Origin of the sequence: Deinococcus detaillensis (assembly GCF_007280555.1) — a bacterium.
Taxonomy (GTDB): Bacteria; Deinococcota; Deinococci; order Deinococcales; family Deinococcaceae; genus Deinococcus; species Deinococcus detaillensis.
The window spans coordinates 216,220-242,232 of sequence record NZ_VKDB01000004.1 but is presented as its reverse complement, the minus strand read 5'-3'; the positions used below and the strand labels follow the sequence as shown (position 1 = coordinate 242,232).

At 61.8% G+C, this 26,013-nt stretch carries 28 protein-coding genes; 11 read left to right on the top strand and 17 right to left on the bottom strand.

Features of this window, described 5'->3' with window-relative positions:
- Positions 1–129 precede the first annotated feature (129 nt).
- From FNU79_RS06695 to FNU79_RS06685, 3 genes are read right to left on the bottom strand one after another with little or no spacing between them, the layout of a single operon-like run.
- Positions 130–729, bottom strand: coding sequence for a hypothetical protein (locus FNU79_RS06695; protein ID WP_143720087.1), 600 nt, complete (start codon positions 727–729; stop codon positions 130–132).
- A gap of 59 nt (positions 730–788) precedes the next feature.
- Positions 789–1,103, bottom strand: coding sequence for a PadR family transcriptional regulator (locus FNU79_RS06690; protein ID WP_143720086.1), 315 nt, complete (start codon positions 1,101–1,103; stop codon positions 789–791).
- Between the two features lie 44 nt (positions 1,104–1,147).
- A complete protein-coding gene (locus FNU79_RS06685) occupies positions 1,148–2,074 on the bottom strand; it encodes a diacylglycerol/lipid kinase family protein (RefSeq protein WP_143720085.1) in 927 nt (308 codons plus the stop codon).
- Between the two features lie 172 nt (positions 2,075–2,246).
- Between FNU79_RS06685 and FNU79_RS06680 the strand changes: the two genes are divergently transcribed.
- Entirely contained in the window at positions 2,247–2,852 is a 606-nt protein-coding gene (locus tag FNU79_RS06680; RefSeq protein ID WP_143720084.1) for an LON peptidase substrate-binding domain-containing protein, read from the top strand.
- 121 nt (positions 2,853–2,973) lie between these two features.
- Here the strand turns inward: FNU79_RS06680 and FNU79_RS06675 are convergent, their stop codons facing one another.
- Both FNU79_RS06675 and FNU79_RS06670 read right to left on the bottom strand, forming a co-directional pair.
- The gene (locus tag FNU79_RS06675) at positions 2,974–4,101 is read right to left on the bottom strand and encodes a prephenate dehydrogenase (RefSeq protein WP_143720083.1); all 1,128 of its coding nucleotides are present in this window, start codon (positions 4,099–4,101) and stop codon (positions 2,974–2,976) included.
- A 41-nt stretch (positions 4,102–4,142) separates the two neighbouring features.
- Positions 4,143–4,775 carry an MOSC domain-containing protein gene (locus FNU79_RS06670; RefSeq protein ID WP_143720082.1) on the bottom strand — a complete coding sequence of 211 codons (633 nt, stop codon included), beginning with the start codon at positions 4,773–4,775 and terminating at the stop codon, positions 4,143–4,145.
- A 291-nt stretch (positions 4,776–5,066) separates the two neighbouring features.
- On the opposite strand from FNU79_RS06670, the gene FNU79_RS06665 reads away from it, so the two are divergent.
- From FNU79_RS06665 to FNU79_RS06650, 4 genes are all read left to right on the top strand, one after another.
- A complete protein-coding gene (locus FNU79_RS06665; RefSeq protein ID WP_143720081.1) occupies positions 5,067–5,690 on the top strand; it encodes a DUF2726 domain-containing protein in 624 nt (207 codons plus the stop codon).
- A 307-nt stretch (positions 5,691–5,997) separates the two neighbouring features.
- Positions 5,998–7,650, top strand: a complete 1,653-nt coding sequence (pgm, locus tag FNU79_RS06660) for a phosphoglucomutase (alpha-D-glucose-1,6-bisphosphate-dependent) (protein WP_143720080.1) — start codon at positions 5,998–6,000, stop codon at positions 7,648–7,650.
- Entirely contained in the window at positions 7,647–8,096 is a 450-nt protein-coding gene (locus FNU79_RS06655) for a hypothetical protein (RefSeq protein ID WP_143720079.1), read from the top strand. The genes pgm and FNU79_RS06655 overlap by 4 nt, the downstream gene beginning before the upstream one ends.
- Positions 8,097–8,273: 177 nt before the next feature.
- Positions 8,274–8,849, top strand: coding sequence for a DUF1579 domain-containing protein (locus FNU79_RS06650; protein ID WP_143720078.1), 576 nt, complete (start codon positions 8,274–8,276; stop codon positions 8,847–8,849).
- A 27-nt stretch (positions 8,850–8,876) separates the two neighbouring features.
- On the opposite strand, the gene FNU79_RS19055 is transcribed toward FNU79_RS06650, so the two are convergent.
- The gene (locus FNU79_RS19055; protein ID WP_185974629.1) at positions 8,877–9,041 is read right to left on the bottom strand and encodes a hypothetical protein; all 165 of its coding nucleotides are present in this window, start codon (positions 9,039–9,041) and stop codon (positions 8,877–8,879) included.
- A gap of 86 nt (positions 9,042–9,127) precedes the next feature.
- Positions 9,128–10,237: a molecular chaperone DnaJ gene (gene dnaJ / locus FNU79_RS06645; protein ID WP_143720117.1), complete on the bottom strand. Its 1,110-nt coding sequence runs from the start codon at positions 10,235–10,237 to the stop codon at positions 9,128–9,130.
- Between the two features lie 170 nt (positions 10,238–10,407).
- Between dnaJ and FNU79_RS06640 the strand changes: the two genes are divergently transcribed.
- Positions 10,408–11,553: a TerD family protein gene (locus tag FNU79_RS06640; protein ID WP_143720077.1), complete on the top strand. Its 1,146-nt coding sequence runs from the start codon at positions 10,408–10,410 to the stop codon at positions 11,551–11,553.
- 40 nt (positions 11,554–11,593) lie between these two features.
- Here the strand turns inward: FNU79_RS06640 and mnmE are convergent, their stop codons facing one another.
- Entirely contained in the window at positions 11,594–12,901 is a 1,308-nt protein-coding gene (mnmE, locus tag FNU79_RS06635; protein WP_143720076.1) for a tRNA uridine-5-carboxymethylaminomethyl(34) synthesis GTPase MnmE, read from the bottom strand.
- Positions 12,902–12,939: 38 nt separating this feature from the next.
- Between mnmE and FNU79_RS06630 the strand changes: the two genes are divergently transcribed.
- A complete protein-coding gene (locus FNU79_RS06630) occupies positions 12,940–13,422 on the top strand; it encodes a DinB family protein (protein WP_143720075.1) in 483 nt (160 codons plus the stop codon).
- A 14-nt stretch (positions 13,423–13,436) separates the two neighbouring features.
- Here the strand turns inward: FNU79_RS06630 and FNU79_RS06625 are convergent, their stop codons facing one another.
- From FNU79_RS06625 to FNU79_RS06615, 3 genes are all read right to left on the bottom strand, one after another.
- Positions 13,437–14,510 (bottom strand): type IV pilus twitching motility protein PilT, encoded by a 1,074-nt coding sequence (locus tag FNU79_RS06625; RefSeq protein ID WP_143720116.1) that lies wholly within the window; start codon positions 14,508–14,510, stop codon positions 13,437–13,439.
- Positions 14,511–14,574: 64 nt separating this feature from the next.
- The gene (panC, locus tag FNU79_RS06620) at positions 14,575–15,483 is read right to left on the bottom strand and encodes a pantoate--beta-alanine ligase (protein WP_143720115.1); all 909 of its coding nucleotides are present in this window, start codon (positions 15,481–15,483) and stop codon (positions 14,575–14,577) included.
- 75 nt (positions 15,484–15,558) lie between these two features.
- Positions 15,559–15,918, bottom strand: coding sequence for a phage holin family protein (locus FNU79_RS06615; RefSeq protein WP_318636131.1), 360 nt, complete (start codon positions 15,916–15,918; stop codon positions 15,559–15,561).
- Between the two features lie 267 nt (positions 15,919–16,185).
- Here FNU79_RS06615 and FNU79_RS19050 point away from each other — a divergent pair, with 267 nt between their 5' ends.
- Positions 16,186–16,350, top strand: coding sequence for a hypothetical protein (locus FNU79_RS19050; protein ID WP_185974628.1), 165 nt, complete (start codon positions 16,186–16,188; stop codon positions 16,348–16,350).
- 106 nt (positions 16,351–16,456) lie between these two features.
- On the opposite strand, the gene FNU79_RS06610 is transcribed toward FNU79_RS19050, so the two are convergent.
- A complete protein-coding gene (locus FNU79_RS06610) occupies positions 16,457–16,906 on the bottom strand; it encodes an acyl-CoA thioesterase (protein ID WP_143720074.1) in 450 nt (149 codons plus the stop codon).
- Complete coding sequence (locus FNU79_RS06605) at positions 16,903–17,286, bottom strand: 4a-hydroxytetrahydrobiopterin dehydratase (protein ID WP_143720073.1); 384 nt, start codon at positions 17,284–17,286, stop codon at positions 16,903–16,905. Before FNU79_RS06605 ends, FNU79_RS06610 begins: the two co-directional genes overlap by 4 nt.
- 59 nt (positions 17,287–17,345) lie before the next feature.
- On the opposite strand from FNU79_RS06605, the gene gltX reads away from it, so the two are divergent.
- Together gltX and FNU79_RS06595 are read left to right on the top strand one after the other, a co-directional pair.
- Positions 17,346–18,839 carry a glutamate--tRNA ligase gene (gene gltX / locus FNU79_RS06600; RefSeq protein WP_225429921.1) on the top strand — a complete coding sequence of 498 codons (1,494 nt, stop codon included), beginning with the start codon at positions 17,346–17,348 and terminating at the stop codon, positions 18,837–18,839.
- A gap of 38 nt (positions 18,840–18,877) precedes the next feature.
- Positions 18,878–19,366 (top strand): peroxiredoxin family protein, encoded by a 489-nt coding sequence (locus FNU79_RS06595; RefSeq protein ID WP_143720072.1) that lies wholly within the window; start codon positions 18,878–18,880, stop codon positions 19,364–19,366.
- A gap of 22 nt (positions 19,367–19,388) precedes the next feature.
- Here FNU79_RS06595 and FNU79_RS06590 read toward each other — a convergent pair whose 3' ends face one another.
- From FNU79_RS06590 to FNU79_RS06580, 3 genes are all read right to left on the bottom strand, one after another.
- On the bottom strand, positions 19,389–20,255 hold the full coding sequence (locus FNU79_RS06590) for a metallophosphoesterase (RefSeq protein ID WP_225429920.1): 867 nt from the start codon (positions 20,253–20,255) through the stop codon (positions 19,389–19,391).
- A complete protein-coding gene (gene hspR / locus FNU79_RS06585) occupies positions 20,248–20,967 on the bottom strand; it encodes a heat shock protein transcriptional repressor HspR, fused homodimer type (RefSeq protein WP_143720071.1) in 720 nt (239 codons plus the stop codon). Before hspR ends, FNU79_RS06590 begins: the two co-directional genes overlap by 8 nt.
- Positions 20,968–21,099: 132 nt before the next feature.
- Positions 21,100–24,159 (bottom strand): FtsK/SpoIIIE family DNA translocase, encoded by a 3,060-nt coding sequence (locus FNU79_RS06580; RefSeq protein ID WP_143720070.1) that lies wholly within the window; start codon positions 24,157–24,159, stop codon positions 21,100–21,102.
- Between the two features lie 111 nt (positions 24,160–24,270).
- Between FNU79_RS06580 and FNU79_RS06575 the strand changes: the two genes are divergently transcribed.
- The gene (locus FNU79_RS06575; RefSeq protein ID WP_143720069.1) at positions 24,271–24,705 is read left to right on the top strand and encodes a Mov34/MPN/PAD-1 family protein; all 435 of its coding nucleotides are present in this window, start codon (positions 24,271–24,273) and stop codon (positions 24,703–24,705) included.
- Between the two features lie 67 nt (positions 24,706–24,772).
- Here the strand turns inward: FNU79_RS06575 and FNU79_RS06570 are convergent, their stop codons facing one another.
- Positions 24,773–25,807: a C40 family peptidase gene (locus FNU79_RS06570; RefSeq protein WP_225429919.1), complete on the bottom strand. Its 1,035-nt coding sequence runs from the start codon at positions 25,805–25,807 to the stop codon at positions 24,773–24,775.
- Positions 25,808–26,013: the final 206 nt, after the last annotated feature.

Below are 26,013 nucleotides of genomic sequence, written 5' to 3'. Positions count from 1 at the left end.
TCCACCGTGGAAACCGCCCGTCTGCGGGGTCAGGATCCCGTCGACGTCTTGATGTCCTTGCGCTGCTGACCTTCTACAAGCCGCTAATCAGATACCATTGATGATTTGACTGAGTTGATTTGAATGAGGTCAGGCTGCTCCCAACGCCAGCGTGCGGCGCAATTTGCGTTCTTGCCAGACCATTCCCGCCAAGCTGAGCGCCCCCAGCCCCAGCAGCGCGGTCAATGGCCAATCGCCGCTGAGGAGGGAGCTGAGGCGCTCGCCGCGTGGCAAAGCGCTTAGGCTCAGGCCAGTGGGCAGGGCGCAGCACAGCAGCACGCACACGCTGTCCATCACGAAGGCGCGTTGGCGGCGCTCGAAGCGCTGGGTCAGCAGATGAGCAAGGCCGAACAGCGCCAAGCTGAGCGCGGGAAGCGAAATCACTGTCCAGAACGGTAGCCGCGCCAGCGAAGACCACAGCGTAAGGGCAAACACCGCCAAAATCGCCAGCCCGTTGACCACCATTCCAATCGAGTGACCGCTGCTGCGCCACGCCAATTCGCCCTGCGACAAATACAGCCGCCGCAACGATTGGCGCACGGCTTCAGGTCGCCCCAGCAGACTGAGGACGCCGCTTTGAACGCAGACTGAGCTGTCTTCGAGGTGCGCGGCGTATTCGCGCTCAAGCCGGGTGCGGGCCGAAGCGGGAAGTCCGCGTGTGGCGGCGTCTAGCCACTCTTGAAAAGTCATTGGTGTGGCAATGACCGGTCGGGAGTACCTCTGAGCCGAGCCGATCACCCGCGTCCGCCTCATCCCTCGCCGCCCATCACCGCGCTCACGGCCCGAATCTGGCGCTGCCAATCGCCCTGTGCCCGCGTGAGTTCCTTGCGGCCCCGCTCGGTCAGGCGGTACTCACGGCGAACGCGCCCGCCGACTTCCGTTTCGCTGCTTTCGACCAACTGCTCAGCTTCCAGAGAATGCAGCGCCGGGTAAAGCGTGCCTTCTTTGGCGTTCAGCAGCCCCTCGCTGCGTCCCTTGATGGCCTGCGCGATGGCGTAGCCGTGTTCGGGCTGACGCTCCAGCACCGCCAAAATGAGCATCCGAAGTTGCTGCTTGTTGTTCATGGTTCCCACTATACCTCAGCTTGAGATGTATAGGGTTCTCCAACTCAAACGGGAGCCGATAAAAGCTGCACAGCTCCCGCCACAAGCTCGACGCTGATCTGGCGCTGAGTACCGATGAGTTCGCCGTCCAAGTGGGCCACGACACCGCTTTGCCAGCGCACCGTGACGCTCTGCCCGCTGCCAGAGCGCACGCTTGGATCGCTCAAATGGCTGGCCCGCAGCACTTTGAGCATCAGGGCCAGCAAACGGGGCCGGCTGAGCTGAGTGCCCAGCACCACGTTGAGCTGCCCATCAAAAACGTCGGAAGTCGGCGAAATCATAAAGCCGCCGCCGTAGCGCGTGCCGTTCATCACCGCGACCAAGCACGACGGGCCAGCGTAGAGGGTTTGGCCGCCGAGCAGCACCTCCACCGTTTCGGTTTTGAGACGGCGCACCGCGCTCAGCGCCGCCCACAAATAGCGCCCCAAGCCGGGAAGCTGCGCCGGAGTTTTGAGCAGCAGCGCCGCCACCTGTGCGTCAAATCCCATGCCCAGCCCGTTGAGCAACCATTCTTGGCGCTCGGTTTGTTCGCCGGCGTAGGTGCAGCGCAGCACGTCGGCGGCGCGGGGCGGGCGGCTCAGGCGGGTCAGGGCGCTGTCAAAGTCGCCGGGCTTGAGGCCCAACATCCCCGCAAAGTCGTTACCGGTTCCCAGAGGCACCAGACCCAGCATTCGCCCGGTGCCCACCAGCGCGGGCAGCAAGCGGTTCACCGTGCCGTCACCGCCCACCGCCAGCACCGCTGCGCCGGGCGGTAACGCCTGCACGCGGCTCAGGGCGTCTTCGGCGCTGGCGGCGCTCAGCCAGCTCCACGGCAGAGTATGAGCATTCAGGGCCGCTTCCAACCGGGGCCACTCGCGCAGCGCCAGCCCGCGCCCCGCCTGCGGATTGAGAACGACAGCCAGCGAACTGAATGGGAAAGGTGAAGGCGGCACGGTTGATGCAGCATAGCGGGTTTAGGCCGTGCCGGTGGGCCGCACAGGAGCAGTGCGACCGCGCCGAGCGCTCGAACGCCGCGCAGGTAGGTGCTGTCCAGTGGACTTTTTGAGGTGCTTTGTAGCTTCTGGTTAAGTTGAGACGCCCAGCGAGGTTCAGCATAGAGCCAACATGGTCATCCCCCTCTTTCCGCTCCCTCAATTCGTTCTCTTTCCGGGACAGGTGGTGCCGCTCTACGTCTTCGAGGAGCGCTACCGCTCGCTGCTGGCCCGCGTTCAGCGCAGCGGCGAGGCGTTCGGGATGCTGCAAATCCTGACGCCCTCCACCGAAGACCCGCGCCCGCTGGAATCCCGGCTCTCGGCGATTGGCACCCTCGCTCACCTGCGCGACGTGGCTCCACACGAAGACGGCACGTCCTCGATCACGGTGGTGGGCGGCGAGCGCTTTCAGATTCAGGCGCTGATGACAGGTGAAGAGTATCTGCTCGCCGAGGTGGAATTGCTGCCGCTCCAAGAAGATTCCAGCGACCAAGCCCCCGTGATTCAGCGGGCGCTGACCAACCGGCTGGTCACCGATTTGCTGCGCCTGCACCCCGCCGAGCGCGAGGCGATTGTGCGCCACGCTCCGCCAGAGCCGCTGCTGCTGGCATCGTTTGCCTCAGTTCTTTTGCCCCTCAGCGGCGAGGAGCGCCAGCAAGTTTTGGAAGCCGCCACCCTGACCGATAGATTAGAGACGCTCATTGGCTTGGTGCCGGTAGAAGCGCGGGAGCTGAACTGAGAAGAGGGGAGAGCGGGTTGTCATACGGATTCCGCTCAATCTGTTATGAGATAACTTCTTTCCCGGCCACTCTATAAAAAGTAGAAACCGCGCAGGCCACAAGTCTTGACCGAACGGCGGCTTATCCCCGGTTGCGCGTCGTGTAGCCTTCACCGCGCAGCAGTTCGGCGGCCCGGTCTACGTCGCCAGCTTCTTCGAGGCCCAGCCGAATCGCCCCGCCATGTTCGCGGATGGCCAGCACCTCGATGTCTTTGATGTTGATGCTGGCCTCGCCCAGAATGCGGGTGATCGCGCCGATCTGGTTGGGCTTGTCCGGCACCGCCACGACCAAATCGTATTTGGGCGGCAGTAAGCTGCGCTTGACCACCGGCAAGTTGTCGCGGGTGCGCTTGCCTTCGCTGGCGGCGGCCAGCAGTTCTTCGGGGTCGTCCAACGTTTCGGCCAGATGCGTGAGCTGGCGCAAAAAACTGCTCAGCGCTTCACGGAGAGCCAGTTTGTTTTCCACGACCATGTCGCGGCTCATGCGCGGGTCGCCACTGGCCACGCGGGTGAGGTCGCGGAAACCCCCTGCGGCCAGTAAGCTCAGCCGCTCATCGCGGGCGACCATATGCGTCAGCGCCAAGCTGGCCAGATACGGCAAATGTGAGACGGTGGCCACCAAGCTGTCGTGGGCGTCCGGCGGCATCACCAAAGGAGCCGCGCCGAGCTGCTCGACCAGGCGGCGCATTCTCGACAGAGCGGTCAGCGGGGTGCGCTCGGTGGGCGTCAGCACCCACACGGCATTTTCCAGGAGCGCCGCCGAAGCGTTGGACACCCCGCCGCGCTCCGAGCCGGTCATCGGGTGCCCCGGCACGAAGTTGCGCACACTAAGCGCTTCAAACGCGGCGGCGATGCTCGTTTTGACGCTGCCCACATCGGTAATCAGGGCGCTGGGCGATAGGTGCGGCGCGAGAGCCTGAGCCATCGGTACCAGCGCTTTGACCGGCACGGCCAGCACCACCAAGTCGGCAGCCCTCAGCCACTCGCCCACCGAAGTCCGCGCTTCGTCGATCACGCCCAGGGCCAGCGCTTCTTCAAGTGCGGCGGCGCTGGCGTCTAGCCCGATGATGTGGCGCGTCAGCAGCCGCTCGCGCAGGCCCAGCGCCACGCTGCCGCCGATCAGACCCACGCCCGCCACCACCACCGTTCCAAAGAGTTCGGGTGGCTGGGCCTTGCCCTGATTGTTCACCGGAGTGTTTGCGCCGCTCATGCACCGAGCAGGCTAGCACGGCTGGCGTTGAGCGAGTCTGGCTAGAGTTTGGCGAGGCGCGTCTCCAATTCCGAGCGCATTTTGTGGTGGATGGGAGCGCTTAGCAGCCGCTCCATCTGCGGGCGGGTCGGCGCTTTGGCATAAAAAAACTCAAAGGCGTCCAGCACGTTCGGTGCGTCTCCAGGCAGCTGGCGCTCCAGCGTCACCGCGTCACCCGCCGAAACTGCGCCTTCTTCCAGCACGCGGGCATAAAACCCGGGGCGGCGCACCCGCCGGAAGGTCTTGACGAATTTGGGGTCATCCATGCGGGCGGCCAGCGTGCCGCAGGGAATTCGCGCCGAGGTGATTTCCAGCAGCGCCGCGCCGACCCTCAGCCGCGTGCCGATCGGCAGGGAAGCGGATTCGAGTTCCGAGATCAGCAGGTTTTCGCCGAAGGTGCCAGCCGCCAGTTCGGTGCTGAGCAGCGCCGCCCAATGCTCATAATCCGGCTGGGTGTAGACGTACACCGCTTGGTCGGGGCCGCCGTGATGCTTGGTGTCTTGGATATGGTCGCCCGCCAAGCCCAAACGCCCGATGTGCACCGGCTGCGCGGTGGGGCGCTTGAAAATGCCACTTTGACCGTCTTTGGCGGCAATGGGTTCGGGCTGGCCGATGTTGACGCTCAGGAGCTGCATGAAGCCATTCTAGTCCCTCCACCAGTTTGAGAAGCGCCCGGGTTGCTTTGTAGGCAGGACGGTTGAGGCGAAGTCTGAGCAGCTGAAAATGGGTGATGGCTGCCTGCACCTGTGGTGGCTGATTTTGTGGGGGAGCTATCCGCTTTGAGTTGGCGGACTGGGCTGGCGCTTGCTTGCACAGAAAGGGACGCGGCCACCGAGCGACCAAATGGGGGTATAACCCTGTCTGAATGGGGGTACTAAGCCAACTTGCAAGTAATTTGTGAGAAGCACTACGCTACGTTCAAAGCTATGACCGCTTTCTTACTGATTCTGACCGCCGCTGTGCTGACTGGGCTGCTTCTGTGGTTCAAGCAGAATGTGGGCCTGAGATGGGCAGGCGGCGCAGACGGAAGGGGTGCAGAGGCGGTAAACGGCGCTGACCAGGACGAGTTGGAATTGCCGCCGCAGTTTCGGCTGCATTCCGGCTTCGATTCATCTTTTTCGCCGGACGACGCCTTACCGATCAAAACCCGTCAGCATTTGTTTGGGACGGGCGAAAGCAACCTCTACGCCGAATTGCTGGCCACTTTGGCGGGCAGCTCGTACAAAGTCTTCCCGAATATTCGTCTGGGCCAGGTCTTTCAGGAAATCGGTGAATCTTCATCGCCGACGCTCAGCATTTTGCGTGACCAAACGGTGGGGTTTTTGGTGGTCGAAACGCCGGAATTTCGCCCTGTTCTGGGCCTGATGCTGGTGGGGCGAGCTTACGGCGCTGAGGTGCAGCCCCGCAGCTCATTGCCTGCCGCGAACACCGAACTGGTGACGCTGGCTTTTCGCAGCGCCCGCTTGCCGCTGCTGCACATCGACGCCAAACGCAACATCGACGCCGAGGAGTTGTCCACCTTGGTTATGCCGCACTTGATGCGGACGTAAGCTGTTCTGAGCTCCGCCAGCCGCTACTTGAAAACGCCCGCCCACAGCAGGAGTAGGTACAGCACCAGCGGAATAGCGATCACGCCCGCGATCAATTTGAAGAGCCGCCACCAGTAATCCCAAAAATCGCGCATGGGATTAGCCTAACAAACCCTTTGCGCGAGCTTTGGATGCAGGCCAACGGAAACCCGTTGCTTCAGCAAGCTCAGCGCTGAATCCATCAAAGCGCCGCTGCTCTGCTGTGCTACCAACGCTACCGTGCCGTTAAACTGAGTCAGATCAACCTTTGACTCACGGAGGCACCAACATGGCCATTTCAGAACTCGCGGGCAAAGTCGCGCCGCAACGCATCCTGACCAATATTCCCTTGCTGCTGACCAGATACTACGAAGTGACGCCCGATGTCAGCGACCCCGCTCAGCGAGTCGCCTTTGGCACCAGCGGGCACCGGGGCAGCAGCTTAGACGGCTCGTTTACCGAGGCCCATATTTTGGCGGTGTCGCAGGCGGTGGCCGAGTACCGCGCAGCGGCGGGCATTCACGGGCCGCTGTTTATCGGGGCCGACACCCACGCCCTGAGCGAACCGGCGCTGGCTTCGGCCCTGCGGGTACTGGTGGCCAATGGGGTCGACGTGCGGCGCAGCAAGGGCGGAGCTTTCACCCCCACGCCGCTGATCAGCCACGCCATTTTGAGTTACAACTCCGGCGCGGACGGCGAGAATCACATCGGCAAGGCCGACGGCATAGTGATCACGCCGAGCCACAATCCCCCCCAAGACGGCGGCTTCAAGTACAACCCGCCCAGCGGCGGCCCAGCCGATACCGACGTGACCAAGGGCGTGCAAGACCGCGCCAATGAACTGCTTAGGGGCGGCAATAAAGAGGTCAAGACCGCCAGTTATGCCGAAGCGCTCGAAGCCGCCGCCGAGTTTGATTTCATCACGCCTTATGTAGAAGGATTGCCGGAAATCATTGACCTTGACGCCATTCGTGAAGCGGGCGTCAATATCGGCGTCGATCCACTGGGCGGCAGCAGCTTGCCGGTTTGGGAAGCCATACAAAAACGCTGGAATCTCAAGCTCACCATCGTCAACGAAAAAGTAGACCCGGCCTTTTCGTTTATGACCGTAGACAAAGACGGCAAAATCAGAATGGACTGCTCCAGTCCGTATGCCATGGCCTCGCTGCTCTCACTCAAAGATGACTTTGATGTGGCAATTGGCAACGACCCCGACGCCGACCGGCACGGCATTGTCACACCTGACGGTTTGATGAATCCCAATCATTATTTGGCCGTCGCCATCAACTACCTGTTTGCCAACCGTCCCGGCTGGCCCCAGACGGCAGGCGTCGGCAAGACGTTGGTGTCCAGCAGCCTGATCGACAAAGTGGCCGCCGACTTGGGACGCAAACTGGTGGAAGTGCCGGTCGGCTTCAAGTATTTCGTGGAAGGCCTGCTGACCGGCACGCTCGGCTTCGGCGGCGAAGAATCGGCGGGTGCGAGCTTCCTGAAGATGGACGGACGGCCTTGGAGTACCGACAAAGACGGCCTGATCATGGGCCTGCTGGCCGCTGAGATCACTGCCAAAACCGGCAAGACGCCTTCGCAGCACTTTGCCGACCTGAGCGCCAAATTCGGCAGCAGCGCTTACAGCCGCGCTGACGCTCCGGCCAGCGCTGAGGCCAAGAAGATCCTGAGCAATCTCAGCCCCGAACAAGTCAGCGCCACCACGCTGGCCGGCGACCCCATCACGGCCAAGCTGACCCGCGCTCCGGGCAACAATGAGAAGGTTGGTGGTTTAAAAGTCACCACCGAGTTTGCCTGGTTCGCGGCGCGGCCCAGCGGCACCGAAGACATTTACAAAATCTACGCCGAGAGTTGGAAAGGTGAGGCGCACCTTGGAGAAGTCATGCGCGAAGCCGAGCAGGTGGTCAACGCCGCTCTGGGAGTCGGAAAGTGACCGACATTGCCCAACACAAGGTGATTACCAGGCAGGAAATCAGCGGCGTGGAGTTCGATTGGTTTGCCTGTGACGAAGCCGGACACGTCGCGCAGTTTTTGGCGGCGGGTGACGATACGGTGCCGCAGGCGGCGCTGGCCAGCGAGGAACTGCTCGAAGCCCTGCACGTCTACATCGACACCTTGCCGGAGCGCGAAGAAGTCAACGCCCCGGCAGGCGGCTTCGACGCGCACCTGGCCGGGCCGCAGCAACGCGGAACATTCGTTTATGACGCGGTGCCGGGGGAGGCGGGGGTCTACCGCTTGGCCGCTTGGCCGCGCACACCGCTGAAGGTGGCCGAGTTGCCGGAGACGTTGCAGAACTATTTGAGCACGCTCAATCTGGCAGCCGAGTTGGGCACGCCGACGCTCAAGATCGGGCCGCAGGGCGAAGTCAAGACAGACTGACCCACATCCACAACCCAAATTCTAGGCCGCCGACACATCAACGGCGGCTTCATTTATTGAGGGTGTAAGGGTCAGACGGTATTGCATCTCACATTTTTGGGGCGAATACTGACCCTGTACATCATCCACGCGGTTGATGAGGGGTTGTCCTCGACTTTTGAGCTCAAAGGAGTTCGCATGTCCGGTTCTTTCAAAGCAGTGTTTGCGCTCGTGGTCCTCAGTCTGAGCGCTGCGGCCTTTGCTCAGCAGATGAATCCAGACCAGCTCAAAGCCGATCAGCAAAAAATGATGGCCCCGCTGGCCTGGATGAACGGTGAATGGCGCGGCCCAGCGACCATTATCTTGCCGGACGGCAAAACCCACGCCATCACCCAAACCGAGCGAATTGGCCCGGTACAAGACGGCACGCTCAAAGTTTTGCAAGGGCGCGGCTACGAAGCCAACGGCGCGGCCAGTTTCGACGCCTTCGCCGTTGTTGCTTACGATTCTTACGAAAAAACGTTCAGCATCACTTCGTTTTCTGGAGGATATGCGGGCAAGTTTATGTTCAAGCCAACCGCTGACGGCTACATCTGGGAAATTCCGCAAGGGCCGACAACGCTGCGTTATACGGCAGTATTCAAAGACGGCACCTGGACAGAAACCGGCGAGAATATCACCAAAGATCAGCCCCCCGTTCGCAATTTTCAGATGGTGCTGAAGCGCATTGGCGATACCGATTGGCCCAACGCCAACTTGGTGCCGATGAAGTAAACAGCTCAGTGCTGCTGGACTGCCCGGTTACTTGAACCGTTGCGGGCAGGTTTCTGGTACGGAATAGAAAGCTCCCGTAAGAGGATCGGAAAACCGTCCCTTGCTCTCAATGACAGGGCGTGCTTTGACGAACTGGAAGGTCAGCCAGGCAGGCGCACCAATCAGGAAAACCAGAATCAGGAAGTCTGTCATGCCTAAGCTTACCTCCCCGTGACGGCTCTTTAACCGTCAAGCGCCCGCCTTTCCGAATTGGAAGGCGGGCGCTTGATCTAAAAAACTCAGTCTCCTCTAAAAATCTTGCCGATCTTATCGAAAAAGCCGTGCTGCTCCGACACTTCTTCGCCGCTGGCACGGGCGTAACTGGCCAGCGCCTCGCGGGCTTCGGGCGTGAAGGTTTTGGGCACGATCACCTCGTAGATCACCACCAAGTCGCCGCTGCCGCTGCCCTGCAAACGGGGCATGCCTTGTCCGCGTAGGCGGTGGAGTTCGCCGTGCTGGGTGCCGGGCTTGACGTCGACCACTTGCGGGCCGTCGAGGGTGGGCACGGTGATTTGGCCGCCGAGCGCCGCTTTGGGAAAGCTGATCTTGGCCGGAAAAATCAGGTGTTCGGCTTCGCGCTGAAGGTCGCTGTGTTTGGCCATCTCGATATGCACATACAAGTCGCCCGCGCCGCCCGCTCCTTCGTGTCCCATGCCCGCCACCCGGATGCGGTAGCCCTCGTCGATGCCTTTGGGGAGGGCGACTTTGACGGTTTCGGACTTGAGGGTATGCCCGCGCCCACGGCAGACCGTACACGGCTCTTCGATGATCTGACCCGCGCCCCGGCAAGTTTGGCAGGGCTGCTGGGTCATGATGTTGCCGAAAATAGTGCGGGCCTGCGCCTGTACTTGGCCAGCGCCTTTGCAGGCCGGGCAAGTGCGCGGCGGCTTGCCTCCCGGCTCGGATTTTTGGCCGTGGCAATGCTCGCACTCGCTGAGGCGGTCGACTTGCACCGGCACTTCCGCACCGACGCGGGCCTGCTCCAGCGTCACGGTGATTTCGGTTTCGATGTCGTCGCCGCGTGCTGGGCCGCGCCGCCCACGTGCGCTCACTGCGCCGCCGAACAACTGCTCAAAAATGTCCATCGGATCAAAGCCCGCCGCGCCGCCGAATGGGTCGCCGCCCGGCATACCCGACGCGCTCGGCGCACTGCCGAAGCGGTCGTAGTGGGCACGCTTTTCAGCGTCGCTCAGCACCGCGTAGGCTTCGTTGATCTTGGTAAACTGTTCGACTGCTCCGGCTTCTTTGTTGCGGTCGGGGTGAAACTTCAGGGCCAGTTTGCGGTAAGAGCTTTTGATTTCGTCGCCGCTGGCGCTGCGTGAGACGGCCAGCAGTTCATAGTAATCCACGTTCATAACACCTCAAAGATGTGCGGAGGCCGGGTCTAGGAAGGCCGCCGCGATACTTCAAGATTAACATGACGGCACTCAAGAAAGGTGATGTGTTGAGCGGAATGACCTTGGAACGCCCTGAGTCGTTGGAGGCATTCAGGGTTGCCCGCAGCCTTTAAACTGAGGCCATGACCTCACTCCAAGCTGGAGAAAAGCAGCCGCTGACCCAGACCCAACTCGAACTGCGTGTCCAGCACGATCTACCCGGCCTCGATATCAGTTTGTTCGCTCTGGACGGCGAGAGGCAGATGTCGGGTGACGAAAGTATCGTGTTTTACAACAATCCCAGCTTGCCGGGCGGCGGCGTGTCGGGGCAGTTTGGGGAGCGCGAAGCCACCTTCCGCCTTGACCTGACCAAGTTGCAGGGCGTCGAACGCTTGATGCTGACGGCCAGCCACGACGAGTGGCCGCTTAAACGGGCTGGGGTGCTGAGGGCCGAGGTCGCGAGCTTCTCGTTCGAGCCGCTCAGCGCTTTTCAAAATGAGAAGGCTGCCATGCTGCTGGAACTTTACCGCCATAGAGGTGAGTGGAAATTGGCCGCCGTCGGGCAGGGGTTTGCAGGAGGGTTGGCCGACTTGATCGGGTATTTTGGTGGCGAGGTCGAAGCCGCCAGCGAGGAAGCCCCCACGCAGGCCGCTCCACCTACGCCGCCCACTCCAGCTTCCAGCGTCAGTCTGGTCAAAGTGGTCAGCCTCAGCAAACCGATTTCGCTCAAAAAGGGTGAGCAGGTGTCGCTCCGCAAAGAAGACGGCGCACCCGACCTCGATTTTCTGAGCATGGGTCTGGGCTGGGACGCGGCTGGTGGCAAGGGGAGCATCGATCTGGACGCCGGATGCCTGCTGTTCGACGAGGAGTTCAAGCACCTCGAAACCGTCTTTTTTATGCGCCTGAACAGCAGCAACAAGTCGGTCAGGCACTCCGGCGACAACCTGACCGGCGCGGGCGAGGGCGACGACGAGGTGATCTTTGTCGAGCTGAGCAAACTGCCGGAGCGGGCGGCGCATCTGGTGTTCGTGGTCAATGCGTTTTCGGGTCACAAATTCAGTGACGTGAAGCGGGCTTTTTGCCGCCTGTTCGTGACCGAGACCAAGCAGGAACTGGCCCACTTTGATCTCAGCGGCGGTGAGGCGACCACCGGAATGCTGATGAGTCGCCTGAGCCGCTCCGCTGCGGGCGGCGGCTGGCAGATGACCGCCTTGGGCATCAGCGCTCCGGCCATGACGGCACGCGGCAGCATCAAACGGGCGCAGCAAGAACTGCGCGACAGCCGTTGAGGTGAGTTGCCGTTGAGGTCAGCTGCCGCCAGAGTGAGCGCTATTTGCCCACGCAAAAATTTCTAAATACCGCGTCCACCACGTCTTCTTGCACGTCACGTCCGGTCAGTTCGGCCAGCGCCAGCAGGCCCTGTTCGAGTTCGTAGCTGGCCAAGTCGTCGGGCAGGTGCCGGGCGGCAGTGATGTGCGTCAGGGCGCGGCGGGCGGCGTCGGCTTGGCGTTCGGTGGTCAGCCACGCTTCACCCCGCGTTTCACTGCCCAGCAGCGCCGAGCGCACCGCTTCGCGCAGTTCCGGCAGGCCCTGCCCAGTCACCGCGCTGACGGTAATGGCGTCAGGCGCTGCCCAACAAAGCGGCAAATCGGCTTTGGTCTGCACCAAGATCGTCGCCACCTCGCCCGCTAAATTCAGCGGCTCACGCTCAGCGCTGCCGTCTTCGAGTCGCAGCACCAAGTCGGCGCTCTGTCCCAGTCGCTCGGCTTGGCGCACCCCCGCCGCCTCGATTTCGTCGGTGGTTTCGCGTAAGCCCGCTGTGTCGATCAGCGTAATCGGCACGCCGGCGAGTTCGAGCTGGGCTTCCAAGTAATCGCGGGTGGTGCCGGCCAGCGGCGTGACAATGCTGCGCTCGTAGCCCAAGAGGGCATTGAGCAAACTGGATTTTCCGGCGTTGGGGCGGCCCAAGATGGCCAGCTTTGCGCCGCGAGTGGCGACCTGTCCGGCGCGGGCGGTGCCGATCAAAGCGCTGAGTTCGGCCTCAGCCTGTGCCAGCGGCACTTCCCGTTCTTCTTCCGGCACGCCTTCTTCGGGGTAATCCAGCATCGCTTGAATGGCAGACAGAGTGCGGGTCACGCTGACGGCGATGCTCTCCACCCGCGCCGCCAGCGCTCCGGTCAGGCCGAGTGAGGCTTGCCGGCGGGCCGCTTCGGTCTGGGCGTTGACCAGCGAGAGCACCGCCTCGGCCTGAGTCAAATCGAGCCGCCCGCCGAGGTAAGCCCGCAAAGTAAACTCGCCGGGCCGCGCGGGCCGCGCTCCGACTTCCAGCACGCGGGAAAGCAGACGGGCCAATACCGCCGGACTGCCGTGCGATTGGAGTTCGGCCACGTCCTCGCCGGTGTAGCTGTGCGGAGCGCGGAACACCAGGCACAGACCTTCGTCGAGCGTCTGGCCCTGCGCGTCTACAAATGCACCATACAAAAAGCGCCCGCCTTTGCTGCGGCTCGGCTTGCTGCGCCCGCTGAACACGGCGTCGGCCAGCGTGAGGGCCAGCGGGCCGCTGAGGCGCACGATGCCGACTCCGGCGCTTCCCGGCGCGGTGGCGATGGCGGCGATGGTGTCTGAGAGTCCGGTCATGAGCAGAGGCTAGCAGAGCGCGGGCGCTAACTTAGGGGATGAATATCTTGCGTGGGCCACCGCCTGACACCCTGAGCGCCATGCTGGGCCACACCGAGTTTGCTTCAGCTGAGCAGATCACCGGTCATTTGCAAGCCAAGCAAGCGGCCACGCATCTGCCAAACATGCCGCATAGCATCGCCGAGATCGTGGCCCACATGACTCAGAACATGCAGTTCAACTTAAAGCTGATTGAGGGGAAAGACGAAAAGCTGCTCAGTGAATGGCCGCACTTTGCTGAAGAAGAGCTGACGGAAGAAGTTTGGAGCGACTTGGTTCGTGCTTTTATGGCCGTACTGCGGCAGCTCCGTAACTACACCGAGCAGCCCGAAGTCCTCGAACAGTTGATCTATCCGGCCACCGACACCGAACCCGGCTGGACGGTGGGCTACAAGCTGGCGGTGAATATCGCCGTGCATAACGCCTACCACCTCGGCCAGATCGTGACCCTGCGTCAAGGGCTCGGCGCTTGGCCAGAATGACTCGGTTCTTTAGCTCAGCGCATCCCGGAGCGCGTGACCATCACCTTGAACTCGCTGGGGCTGCTGGCGTTGTCGCTGGCTTCCTCCAGCGTGATCATCTGGCTGCGGTACAGCTCCAGCAGAGTTTGATCGAAGGTGTGCATCCCACGGATGTTGTCTTCGACCAGGGCGTCTTTGATTTCGTGGGTGCGGTTTTCGTCGCGGATAAATTCGGCGATGAGTGGCGTGTTGATCAGCACTTCGTGGCCCAGCACCCGGCCCACGCCGTCGGCCCGCCGCAGCAGGCGCTGGCTGACCACGCCCACCAGCGATTCGGCCAGCAGCACCCGAATCTGGTCGCGTTCATACGGCGCAAAAAAGTCGATGATGCGGTTGATGGTCCGCATGGCGTCCAAGGTGTGCAGGGTAGAGAGCACCAAGTGTCCGGTTTGAGCGGCGGTCAGGGCGGCTTCCACCGTTTCCTTGTCGCGCATCTCGCCGATGAGGATCACGTCGGGGTCTTGGCGCATGGCGAACTTGAGGGCGGTGCGAAAGTCGCGGGTGTCTGAGCCGATTTCGCGCTGGGCCACGATGCTGCGCTGGTTGCGGTGCAAAATCTCAATCGGGTCTTCGATGGTGATGATGTTGTAGGCAAAGTTGCGGTTGATGTGATCAACCATGCTGGCCATCGTAGTGCTCTTGCCCGACCCGGTCGGCCCAGTGATGAGAATCAGGCCACGTGACATCTCCGAAAAACTCCGCAGCACGTCTACCGGCAAGCCCAAGGACTCGAAGTTGGGAATACTGTCGCCGACCACCCGCATCACGATGCCTACTGCGCCGCGCTGACGAAACACGTTGCATCGGAACCGGCCCATGCCGCGCACGCTGTAGGCGGTGTCGAGTTCGTTGCGGTACTCGAACTCTTCCCACTGATCGGGGCTGAGAATACTCTGGGCCAGCGCCTGCGTTTCCGGCGGCATCAGCACCTGGGTGCCGAACTGCACCAATTGACCGTCGATTCGGCCTGTTGGCGGGCTGCCCGCTTGTAAATGCACGTCGCTGACGCGGCGCGACAGCATTTGCCGCAGCAATTCGTCGAGGTTCACGGCTTCACCCACTTCACGTCGCGGCCTTCTTCACGGGAACTCCACATGCACAGCGCCGCCTTATTCACAGCGCTGCCGTGAGCGCGTCGGCGGAAATGAGCGGCATATTGTCAATCAGGCGCACACCAAACAGGCGGGCGGCCACCAACAAGCGGTATTCAGCTAAAGACTCGGCAGACACTCCCTCATTATCCACCCATTCTCTCTCATTCATGTCACCGTCCACCAAGGCCAAGTAATCCAGCGTCAAGCCGCTTTCGCCCGCCAGTTCGGCGCTGGCGGCAGAGAGGAGCGCTTGGCTGCGCCGCTCGCCCGCCGCGTAAAGGGCTTGGGCGGCCCGCAGCGCCCGGGAAAGCACGGCGGCCCGCGAGCGCTGCTCGGCGCTCAGGTAGGTGTTGCGGCTGCTGAGCGCCAGTCCCGTTTCATTTGGCAGCGCTGAGCGTACCGTCGGCACGCCCACGATCTGCACCGGCACGTTCAAATCGCGCACCATCCGGCGCACCACCGCGAGTTGCTGCCAGTCTTTTTCGCCGAAGTAAGCCCGGGTCGGCTGCACCAAGTTGAGCAACTTGAGCACCACCGTGGCCACTCCCGTGAAGTGACCGGGCCGCGACGCGCCGTCAAAGCCCTCTGAGACACCTTCCACGCTGACCCGCGAAGCAAAACCGGAAGAGTACATCTGACTAACCGGCGGCGCAAACAAAATGTCCACCCCGGCGTCCTCGGCTATCCGCGCGTCGCCCGCGAGGTCGCGGGGATAAGCGGCAAAGTCTTCGTGCGGGCCGAACTGCAAGGGATTGACAAAAAGGCTCAGCACCACGCGGGTGTTCTCGGCGCGGGCGCGGCGAATGAGTTCGGTGTGTCCGGCGTGGAGCGCTCCCATAGTCGGCACCAAGCCGAGCGATTCGGGAGTGCCGGTTTGATCTTTCCGCAGGACGCTGAGGAGCTCGGCGGGCGAGTGGACGAGTTGCATCACACCAAGCAAAGTAGCAGAGATCGGCACCAACTCAAATTCATCTAGGCCTGCTACCTCACTGCACCGCGCTCTTTAACGCTCAAGCTTTTCCGGCATCACCAAATCGATCAGCCAGTTCAGCACTGTCAAGATGATGGCCCCCACGAACGCGCCCCCGAAGCCGCTGACATTGAGCTGGCTCAGGGCGGCAACCAACATCAGCATCAGGGCGTTGATGACCAAAGTAAACAGGCCCAGCGTCAACACATTGATCGGCAAGGTGAGCAGCAGCAAAATTGGGCGGATCAAGGCGTTGACCACACCCATCACCAACGCAGCGATCAGCACCCCCAGCCAAGTGGTGCCGGGTTCAAACGACACGCCGCTGTAAAGCCTCGTGACCAAATAAAGCGCCAGCGCACTGATCAAGAACTTAAGAAAAGCGTTCAACATACTGCTGAGCTTAGCGGCCCGCGCCCGGTAGGTCAGCTCTCTCTAAACAAACGCTTTGCTTGCTCTGAGCTTCGGCGTCGTGGTACGACTTTTCAAACGCCAAGTTGAGTGAGCTTCGGCGTCGGGAGCCGTGCCGAGAACAAACACTTAAGAGAATCAACGCTTATTCCCGCCTTGCATTTGATATTTTAAAACGGTTTCGGCTTTAACCGCTCAGTTTGTTCCTTTTGGCGGAATAAAGGGGCAAACAAAGATTAGAATGCCCTTATGTATACGTCTGACCTTGATCTTTTGACCAAAGCCCGTTTGCAAGAAGCGGCAGGGTTGCGTAACGTGCCGTCTCAAGGCACGTTCGGCCCAGTGCTGAACCGCTTGGAGCGACGGCTGAGGCGGCTCCTTGCCCGTATGGCCCAGTTCCAACATGCTGGATGAAGCGGCTGCTCTTCCGCGCTGCTCGACTTCAATAAAGTTTGCCTCCCCTTCAAGTTCAAAAGGGGAGGCAAACTTTGTTGAGACGGCCCTTAAGAATCCCTAAACGCTAGAATCCGAAGGCTTCCACGATTTCTGGGTTGGGCCGTTTGGGCCTGCCCGATACTGGATCGACCCAGACCCAATCGGTGAAGCACTCGGCGAGGCGCTTTTGGTCGCTGACGCGGGTCAGGGTGTACTCGCGCCGCGCCCGGATGCCCTGGCTGGACACCAGATTCGTCCAGACTTCTACTTCGTCGCCGAGCAGGGCCGGAATGTGGTAAGTGATGTCGTGCCGCCGCGCCACCGCCACCGCGCCGAGTTCCATTAAGCGCGGCAGAGTCATGCCGACCCTGTCGGAGTGAGCGCGGGCGGCCAGTTCGCACCACACCAGATACACCACGTTGTTGACGTGATTGAGTTCGTCGATGTCTTCCGGCTGCACGCAGACGCGCAGGGTGTGGGTTCGCAGGGTGTGGGCGGCTTGCTCAGCGCTGAGGTCGGTGAGCGGCGCACTCACCCCTGATCCGCTGCACCCGGGGGCGGCGCTTTCAGATACGGCGTCGAAGCGCCCTCCACCGCAAACAAACTGTTGACCGCTTCCGCGCCGTCCAGATCGAGCTGAGTGACGCCGCTGATGAAGCTGTCAGTTTCGTGGGTGGAGTAAGTGATCTTGACTTTTTTGAACATCACCGTGATGACCGGGTGGTGGTTTTGCGCTTCGGCGAGTTCGGCCACCCGCACGGCGAAGTCCATGCCCGCTTGGTAGGTTTCAAATTCAAACAGCCGGTAGATCAGCCCGTGATCGCCCCACCAGCCTTCAGGTTTGTGGTCGAGAACGTCGCCTTCGCTGAGGCGTTCGGGCCTTCCTTGTTCGGGTTTGGGAGCATCTGAAGTCATGTTTACAGGGTAGCGTACCGGACGCGGCTTACGGCCCCACAAGCGCTATCCTGCGGCTTATGTCTGCCCAAATGGCCACTTCCCCGGTAGTGACGCGCATCGCGCCCAGTCCCACCGGCGATCCTCACATCGGCACCGCTTACCAAGCCCTCTTCAACGCGGTGTTTGCCCGTCAGCACAGCGGCAAATTCGTGGTGCGCTTAGAAGACACCGACCGGAGCCGCTACAACGCCGCTTCCGAAGGCCGCATCCTGGATATGCTCGATTGGCTCGGCGGCGTCTGGGACGGTCTCAAGCCGGATGCCAGTCCCAGAAAGGAAGATAAATTTGGCCCGTATATCCAGTCGAAGCGGGCCGAGTTGCACCGAACGTACGCCGAGCAACTGCTGGAGAGCGGCGCGGCTTACCGGGCCTTCGACACTCCCGAAGAACTCGACGAGCGCCGCAAAGCTGCCGAAGCCCGCAAAGACAGTTTTCTGGGCTATGACCGGCGTGACCGCTCACTCAGCCGTGAGGAATCAGAGCGCCGCGCCGAGAGTGGAGAAGCGTTCGTGATTCGGCTGGCCGCGCCGACGGAGGGCCAAACGGTGGTGCGTGACCGCCTGCGCGGCGATGTGGTTTTTAACAACGCCGAGCTGGACGACAAAGTGCTGCTCAAACGCGACGGCTTTCCGACGTATCACCTCGCGGCGATGGTGGACGATCATCTGATGGGTGTTACGCACGTTATCCGCGCCGAGGAGTGGCTGACCAGCACCCCGGTTCACAAGCTGATTTTGCAGGGGCTGGGCTGGAATGAGCCGGAGTGGATTCACACCCCCTGGCTGCTCTCCAAGGGGGGCAAAAAGTACAGCAAGCGCCGGGGCGATCCCAGCGTGGAGGACTTCCGCAAGATGGGCATTTTGCCTGAGGCCCTGCTCAATTACCTCGGCATGATGGGCTGGAGTATGCCCAGCGGCGAGGACGGTGCGGCGCAGGAAGTTTTCTCGCCCGCCGAGATGGTGGAGCACTTCACTTGGGAGCGGGTCTCTTTGGGCGGCTCGACCTTCGACCTTGACAAGCTGCGCTGGCTCAACGGCAAATACATCCGCGAGGTGCTGAGCTTGGACGACGTGACGCAGCGTTTGCACGCTTTCGGCACCGAGCAGGGCTACACGGAAGGCATTGCCAACAACGCTTACTTTCATGCGGTGGCCGCCATGATGCTGCCGCGCTTTGAAACTTTGGCCGAATTCTGGGAAAAAACGCCGTATTTCTTCACTGAGGATTACAGCATCAACGACAAGGCCGCCAAACTGATTGCCGATGGGCGCGAACTCTTGCCCAAGCTGCAAGCCACTTTGACGGCGCTGCCCGATTTCGCCCATGACACCACCGACGCCGCGCTGCGCGGGCTGGCCGAAACCGAGGGCCTCAAAGCAGGCAAGGTGATGCAGCCGCTGCGGGCCGCCGTTGCCGGAACCAGCGAAAGCCCCGGCCTGTTTGAGATGCTCGAAGCGCTCGGCAAGGAGCGGGTGCTGAGGCGGCTGGCGCGGGTGATGGAAGGCCAGTGACGCGCTGAGATTGGCGGGCGCAAAGGGGGAGGGTGCGGATGGGCCTCAAAATTAAGATTCAGCGGACTGGCAACGGCGGCGACACCTCAAGCCCAAGTTTGTGGACAGTACTGACTTCCGGTTTGTTCGCCCGAAAGTGGCTGGGCAGGGCCGCGCCGAGGCTGCCGCAGCTTCCGCTGGAGCCTGCCCGCAACACCCTGCTTTATTTCCGCACGCGCGGCTGCACGGTTTGCGGCTTGATCGATATGCAGGTGGCAGCGGCTTGTCATCAGTCAGGCGTGGATCTGCTGATCGTGGACAGGTACACCAAGTCGGACGACCCCGAAGACCAAACCATCTACGCTCAGCGCGGCAACATCCTGGATTTCGGCGGGCCAATCAACACCGCTTACCAAATCGGGACGTATCCTTCACTCGTTCTGATCAATTCGGAAGGCAAGATTGTGCTCAAAGATGTGGGCAACCGAGCCAAGCCGGACGTTTACGGTGAGTACTTGAAAAATAAGTTTGCCGTGCTGCTGGGCTAACTCCGCCCTCAGAAGCTCACCCTCACCGTGCGAAACTCAGCGGCGGGTAAGGCACCACTTCGGCAATGCCCTCGTCATCGAGGCGGGTCATGAAGCCTGCGCCGGGGATGTAAGCCATGGCGCTGTCGATGTCTAAGCACAGGCGAGAAGCGTAAGGCAGCGGCGCACCCGGTTCTTCGCCGGAAGTGCCGAGCAGCAAATTGATGGGCGTGTGTCCGTGCACGATGCGTTCCGCACCGAAGGTGCTGAGCACCCGCTGAATCAGGGGTGCGCCGTCTTGACCCGCGAAGGCGAAGCGGGCGGCAAAGGCGCTGAGAAACTCCTGCCAGACTCTGGGCTCAGTGGACTGAAGTTTGCTGGCCACCGCCGCATTGACCTCAGGGATGCTGGGTGCCAGCTTAAGGTACATGGCGCTGTCGGCGTGCTGCATCAGCCACGGCCCGACCCGCAGCATGGCGGGGCGCTCCGAGAGCCAGCCGAGGTCGCCGGGTTCGATTAGGGTCATGTCGCGCGGCTGGCCGCCGTTGCTGTGCCAGTACTCGTAAAAGCCGTGTTCGTCCCTGGGGTCTTTTTGCCGAAACAGCATGGCCGCCAAAAACATCACTTCATGGTTGCCGAGCAGCGCGTCGACCCGCCCGCCGGCCAGCAAGGCTTGGCGCTGCAAGGTGCGAATCAGGCGCAGCACCCCCGCGCCGTCTTCGCCCCGGTCGAGGTAATCGCCCAGAAAGACCAGGTGCGAAGCGCCCCCGCGCCATGAGCCGTCAAAATCGGTCAGGCCAGAGCGCAGCAGCAGCAGCTTGAGCTTGCTGAGTGCGCCGTGAATGTCTCCCACCACCCAGAGGGTCTCGGACATCGGCAAAATGGCGCTGGGTGCGGTCCACTCACTCACTGGCGTCGTCCGCCTCCGAGTGGCTGTGGGGCGGGGCGGGCAGTTCGCGCCACCGGGTCATCCGCTCAGTGATGTCTTGCTGAATATCGGCAATCCGGTTTTCCAAGCGGCCCCGGTTGGCGTCAAGTTCAAATCTGAGACGCATGATTTCTTCCACGCCTGCCAGATTAACGCCTAATTCCTGAGTCAGCCGCCGGATTTCGCGCAGGTGGTCTATATCGCGCTCGGAATACAGCCGGGTCTTGCCGCTGCTGCGCCCCGGACGAATCAGACCCTTGCGTTCATATAAGCGCAGAGTCTGCGGGTGCATGTCCACCAGCTCGGCGGCAATGCTGATCACGTACACGGGCCGGTCTTTGGAATCGAGCGTTTGCCCCAGCGCCGGCAGCGGCTGAGCGACCTGAGCGCGAATCTCGTTTTCGATTCGCTCGATCTCTTGCTCCAGCTCATCTTGCATGTCGTCGAGTTCGTGTTGCAGCCGCATGACTTCTTCTACGCCCGCCAGGTTAACGCCCAATTCCTGCGTCAGCCGCCGGATTTCGCGCAAATGCTCGATGTCGCGCTCGGAATACAGCCGCGTTTTACCGCTGGTACGTCCCGGCCGAATCAGACCCTTGCGCTCGTATAAGCGCAAAGTCTGTGGGTGCATATCCACCAATTCAGCGGCAATGCTGATGACGTAGACGGGGCGTTGCTTGGTGTCGGAGGCCATCGGTTCCTTGAGTATACCTCAAGCAGATTGTGTGATTGGGGGGCAGTGGGTACTCGGCAGCTTTCGGACTAGTGGGGGCGGGTATCGGTAGCACCTTTATTCCAGAACTTATCGGGCGCAGCCTTAGCCACTTCATTTCCCAAAATACTCCGGCAAATCTTCTCTGTTGATCAAGATGTCTCTCGGTTTGCTGCCTTGGTGCTTGCTGACAATGCCCATCGCCTCCAGCAAATCCATCAGCTTGCCCGCTCTGGCGTGGCCCACCGAAAGGCGGCGCTGCAAGCGGCTGACACTGCCCTGGCCTTCCTCGATGCAGATTTCAGCGGCTTGGCGCAGCAGCGGATCAGAGAAGTCCATGCTGCCTTTGTCATGGCTGGGGCCGCCCGCTTCGATGCCGCCGTCAAAGTCGGGGCCGTAGAGTTCCACGAAGGCGTCGTCAAAGACTTGGCGGCGCAGTTCCTCGGTGATGCGGCTCGATTCGTCCTCACTGATATACGGCCCCTGAAGGCGGATCGGCTTGACCAAGCCCGGCTGATAAAACAGCATGTCACCCATGCCGGTCAACCGCTCGGCTCCCATGCTGTCCAAAATGGTGCGCGAATCGTGCGAACTGCTGACCGCAAACGCAATTCGGGCTGGAACGTTGACTTTAATCAAACTGGTCAAGATATCCACGCTGGGGCGCTGGGTCGCCAACACCAGGTGCATTCCGGTGGCGCGGGCCATCTGGGCCAGGCGCATAATGGCCGACTCCACTTCTTTGGGCGAGGTGATCATCAAATCGGCCAGCTCGTCGATGATAATCACCAAGTGCGGCAGTTCAGTTTCGTTGATCTGGCGCATCTTGGCGTTGTACTGCTCCAAGTTCTTGGCTCCGGCCTGCGACATCATCTTGTAGCGCCGCTCCATGTGGGCCACCGCGCCGAGCAGCACGCCCGCCGCGTCCACCGGATTGGTGACGACGCCGCGCACCAGGTGGGGAATGCCGTCGTAGGGCGTGAGTTCGACCATCTTGGGATCGATCATCAAGAAGCGCAACTCGGTGGGCAGGTATTTGTAGAGCAGTGAGGTGATCAGAGTATTGACACACACCGACTTGCCCGACCCCGTAGAACCGGCGATCAGCAGGTGCGGCATCTTGGCGAGGTCGCCCACCATCAGTTCGCCGTCGATGCTTTTGCCCAAAATGATCGGCAAGCGGGCGCGGGTGTTCTGAAAGCTGCTGGCCGCCACCGCCGTGTGAAAGGTAACGGGTTCGCGCTCGGCGTTGGGGACTTCGAGGCCGATCACGCTTTTGCCCGGCACCGGAGCTTCGACTCGCACGCCGCCGACGGCGAGGGCGCGGGCAAGGTCGTTGCTGAGGCTGGCAATCCGGCTGATCTTCTCGCCGGGAGCTGGCTCGATTTCGTAGCGGGTGACGGTGGGGCCGCGTGCGAAGTCCACCACTTTGGCCGACAAGCCGAACTGCCCCAGCGTTTCGTTGATCAGGCCAGCCCGCTGCCGCGCCGAGATGTCGAGCTGCAAGGTGTTGTGGAGTGCCGGCGGAAGCGGGTCGAGCAAATCGGTACCCGGAATGGCCAGTTCGAGAGCGCCCTGCGCCGGGCGGCTGCGTTTGGGAGGCAGGCTCTGCGGCGCTTCCTCCCAGGGTAAGTGGTCTTCTTCCAGCCTGCGGCCCGATGGCTGCGGCAAAGGACTGCTGGCGTTGCTGCTGCCTACAGTTTGGGCGGGCGGCGTGGAGGCCACCAAGACCGCCGCCTGTGCTAGCGCTGCCTGAGTCCCGGCAGGTTGACCGCCCAGCTGAAAGTCCATCAGCGGCGGCTGGTATGTCAAATCTGCACCGAACCCGGCGCTTTGGGCCTGCTCCGACGCAGAAAAAGAGTCGGCTGGGCTGCCGAAATCAAAATCCATCAGCGGCGTGTGGGTGCCGCTGTCGTGCTGCACTTCTTCCAAGCGCTGCTGCCAAACCGCCTGCTCGCTGAGGGTGCCGTCAGGGTCAGTCAGCAGGGCTTGCTCAAGGTTTTCGGCGAGTCGAGTCGGGGAAGCGTCGTAAGCGCGGGCCAGTGCGGGCCAGCCAGCGTACAAAGCCGAGCGTTCCTTCCAAGCGGCGTACCCCTCACTCAGTTCGCGCCAGCTCTGCACCCGCTGGGCGTGGGCGGGGCGCTCGCGGGATAGCAGCGCCGGATCGGGTTTCTCCAAGGCTTTGGCGGCCCGTCCGCGCTCGCGCTCCAGGCTGGCGGCTTTGGCGGCGAGGCGGTAAAGGTCCATCATCATGCTGCGGCGCAGCCGTTCCAGCGCCCCGCTGGCCAGCGTAGAGGGCAACTCCAGGCCGAGTTCGTGGCGGCTGGAGCGCACGTCTTGGGCCATCACCTCGACCTGTGCGCCCGCGTCCGGCGCTTCGCTGCTCACTGCCGCTTGAAGGTCGCGCCCGGCACTCTGCACAAATGAACTGCTGATGTCTTGCCAGTGCTTCAGGTCGGCTTCCATGTCTCTCAGGCCATGTTCGTCGAGCGCCCGCACCTGTTTAGTGGCGTCTTTTGTTTCGTTTTTCCAGCTTTGGAGTTCGCGGCTTTCGGGATACAGCTTGGTCAGCGTCTCCAGGTTGCGGCTGTGAGACGAGAGATGCTGGCGCATGTGCTGGCGCTGCTGAGCGGTTTCTTTGCCTTCCTGGCGGGTTTCTACGGCGGCTTGGCCCCAGCCCAGCACAACGCCCACTCCGGCGCTGAGGCCACGAAAAAAACCTTTGAGTAGGCTCAGCGCCGGCATTCCCAGCACCAACTCGCAGCCGAGCGTCAAGGTAATGAGGGGAAGCAGCGCCGCTGCGTACGACAGGGGCTGAAGCGGACTGACCGCCAGCGCGGCGAGTTTGCCCGCCGCGCCCGGCCAAATGACGCCTTCTAGGGCCAGCAGCGACACCACCACCACGGCCGCGCCCAGCAGGCGGCGGGTGAGGTTTCGCAGATCCTTGTTCAGGAAAATGAGAATGCCGTAACACAGCGGCACCAGCGGCAAGGTGTAGCTGCCCCACGCCAGCCAAGTCATCAGCAGCGCGTGGGCCTGTGACATGAATCCGGCTCCCTGCGTGGGCAGCACCAGCGTCACGATCAAAAAAATCCCCAGCGCGAACAGCACCAAGCCGAAGGCTTCTCCGTCAAAGCGGTTCTGGACGGGTTTGGCGCGTTTCTTGATGGTCATGAGATTAGTTTAACGGCTGAGGCCTGGTTTTGGCTTTGGGCTTGCTGGAGGCCTTCACATTCAAGGCTTGTCGACTTGTTTTGCCTGCGCCCGGTGGTGCAAGCTGGGCAGATGTCTGACGCTGCGCCCCGCTTGTTGCTGCCAAGGGAGCTTGAAACTCAGCTTTGGCAGCATGCCCGCCGAGATGCGCCGCAGGAATGCGTCGGCGTGTTGGGCGGGCGGCAGGTCGGCGGCGGATCGGTGGCGGGTGGTGGGTGGCAGGCCAGCAGGCTGTATCCGCTGGTCAACCGAGCCGCCTACCCCCAGCGCGAGTACCTGGCCGAAGCGGCGGGCCTGCTGCGGGCTCTGAAATCCATGCGGGCAGAATCACTGGAGCTGGTGGCCATCTATCACAGTCACCCACACGGCCCAGCCCACTTCAGCTTTACTGACCAGCAGCAGGCCGCTTACGACGTGCCGTACCTCATCGCCGATCTCGTCAGCGGCCACCTGAGTGCTTATCTGTTGCCGGAGGGGGTGGAGTGCGAGTTGAGGCCGGATGAGTAGAGCGGGAGAAATTCCTTCCCCCGCTCCAAGTCCCATTCTTCCAAACTTCATTGTTGGGAGCCGATATTTAGTGGCTGGCGGCCATCACGCCCAGCACGCGCCTCGCGCCGAGATAACGGGTGGCCCAGTAGCGGCTGCTGAGGTCGTCGATGGTGACACGGCCCGCGAACGAATTGGCATTGATAAAACTGTTGCCGTCCACCACGATGCCGACGTGGGTGACTTTGCCGCGCCCCTCGGTATCGAAGAACACCAAGTCGCCGCTCTGAAGATTTGAGCGCTCCACCGAAACCCCGACCTGAGCTTGATCGGCGCTGACGCGCGGCAAGCTCAGGCCCAGCGGCGTGAAGACTTGCAAAACAAAGCCGCTGCAATCGGTGCCGCTCCGGCTTTTGCCGCCGTAGACATAAGGCACGCCCAAAAGGCCCTGGGCATTGCTGAGCCAGTCGGTGCTGAGACTGGGCAAGTCGGCTGACGCGGTGGGCGGCAAGGTGGTGATGATGCTGGCGGTGGTGGTCTGAACGGGCGGGGTCAGCGCGGCTTCCAGCAGGGTGCTGGGCGGCGCTTCCTGCGCGTAGCTCACGGGCGGCACGGCAGCGGGCGTCACGGTGATGCTGGAGCTGATCACGGTGCTGGCCGCACTGACCGCGCTGCTGCTCGCCGCGCCGCTGGCCAAGTTGGCGGTGGAAGCGCTCACGGCCACCACTCTCAGCACCTGCCCCAAGTTGACTTTGGTGCTGCTGAGGTTGTTGAGGCTGAGCAGAGCGTCAACCGTCAAGTTGTTTTTGCGGGCAATCGAAAAAGCCGTGTCGCCCTTGGTGACGGTGTACGTCGGGGGCGACACGAGCAGGAGTTGTCCAACCGTTAAATTTGAAGAGCTGAGGTTGTTGAGGCTGAGCAGCGAATCTACGCTGAGGTTGTACTTTTTGGCCAAGCTGTAGGCGGTGTCTTTGGGCTGCACTTTGATGCTCAGCCCCGCCGGAAACGAACTTGCCGAGCTTGCAGCGGAGCCGCTGGACGCCAGCGCGAGGCCGGGGAGAAGGAGAGAAGCGCAGACCAGCGTTCGGCGCGGTAAAGTCCAGCTCGCTAAGGGTCGGCCCAATGAGAGTCGGCTCAGGAAAGTTCGGCACGTTGGCGTTCTCGACACGGAGACCTCGGTTGGCTGGCAGGCGGTCAGGGCTCAAAGTGCAGCGGCTGGGGCCTTCGGCGCGGCGGTTCGGGGTGGAAGATGCGGGGGGAGCGCAGATGAATGTCCAGTGAAGCTTTGACCTAGTGTAACACGGTTCACGGTAGAATGTGAGACCCAGA

Excerpts from the sequence above, each read along its gene's own strand:
- FNU79_RS06695 (WP_143720087.1), bottom strand. The coding sequence starts at position 729 with ATGACTTTTCAAGAGTGGCTAGACGCCGCCACACGCGGACTTCCCGCT.
- FNU79_RS06690 (WP_143720086.1), bottom strand. The coding sequence starts at position 1,103 with ATGAACAACAAGCAGCAACTTCGGATGCTCATTTTGGCGGTGCTGGAG.
- FNU79_RS06680 (WP_143720084.1), top strand. The coding sequence starts at position 2,247 with ATGGTCATCCCCCTCTTTCCGCTCCCTCAATTCGTTCTCTTTCCGGGA.
- FNU79_RS06675 (WP_143720083.1), bottom strand. The coding sequence starts at position 4,101 with ATGAGCGGCGCAAACACTCCGGTGAACAATCAGGGCAAGGCCCAGCCA.
- FNU79_RS06670 (WP_143720082.1), bottom strand. The coding sequence starts at position 4,775 with ATGCAGCTCCTGAGCGTCAACATCGGCCAGCCCGAACCCATTGCCGCC.
- FNU79_RS06665 (WP_143720081.1), top strand. The coding sequence starts at position 5,067 with ATGACCGCTTTCTTACTGATTCTGACCGCCGCTGTGCTGACTGGGCTG.
- pgm (WP_143720080.1), top strand. The coding sequence starts at position 5,998 with ATGGCCATTTCAGAACTCGCGGGCAAAGTCGCGCCGCAACGCATCCTG.
- FNU79_RS06650 (WP_143720078.1), top strand. The coding sequence starts at position 8,274 with ATGTCCGGTTCTTTCAAAGCAGTGTTTGCGCTCGTGGTCCTCAGTCTG.
- FNU79_RS19055 (WP_185974629.1), bottom strand. The coding sequence starts at position 9,041 with ATGACAGACTTCCTGATTCTGGTTTTCCTGATTGGTGCGCCTGCCTGG.
- FNU79_RS06640 (WP_143720077.1), top strand. The coding sequence starts at position 10,408 with ATGACCTCACTCCAAGCTGGAGAAAAGCAGCCGCTGACCCAGACCCAA.
- mnmE (WP_143720076.1), bottom strand. The coding sequence starts at position 12,901 with ATGACCGGACTCTCAGACACCATCGCCGCCATCGCCACCGCGCCGGGA.
- FNU79_RS06630 (WP_143720075.1), top strand. The coding sequence starts at position 12,940 with ATGAATATCTTGCGTGGGCCACCGCCTGACACCCTGAGCGCCATGCTG.
- panC (WP_143720115.1), bottom strand. The coding sequence starts at position 15,483 with ATGCAACTCGTCCACTCGCCCGCCGAGCTCCTCAGCGTCCTGCGGAAA.
- FNU79_RS06615 (WP_318636131.1), bottom strand. The coding sequence starts at position 15,918 with ATGTTGAACGCTTTTCTTAAGTTCTTGATCAGTGCGCTGGCGCTTTAT.
- FNU79_RS19050 (WP_185974628.1), top strand. The coding sequence starts at position 16,186 with ATGTATACGTCTGACCTTGATCTTTTGACCAAAGCCCGTTTGCAAGAA.
- FNU79_RS06605 (WP_143720073.1), bottom strand. The coding sequence starts at position 17,286 with ATGACTTCAGATGCTCCCAAACCCGAACAAGGAAGGCCCGAACGCCTC.
- gltX (WP_225429921.1), top strand. The coding sequence starts at position 17,346 with ATGTCTGCCCAAATGGCCACTTCCCCGGTAGTGACGCGCATCGCGCCC.
- FNU79_RS06595 (WP_143720072.1), top strand. The coding sequence starts at position 18,878 with ATGGGCCTCAAAATTAAGATTCAGCGGACTGGCAACGGCGGCGACACC.
- hspR (WP_143720071.1), bottom strand. The coding sequence starts at position 20,967 with ATGGCCTCCGACACCAAGCAACGCCCCGTCTACGTCATCAGCATTGCC.
- FNU79_RS06580 (WP_143720070.1), bottom strand. The coding sequence starts at position 24,159 with ATGACCATCAAGAAACGCGCCAAACCCGTCCAGAACCGCTTTGACGGA.
- FNU79_RS06575 (WP_143720069.1), top strand. The coding sequence starts at position 24,271 with ATGTCTGACGCTGCGCCCCGCTTGTTGCTGCCAAGGGAGCTTGAAACT.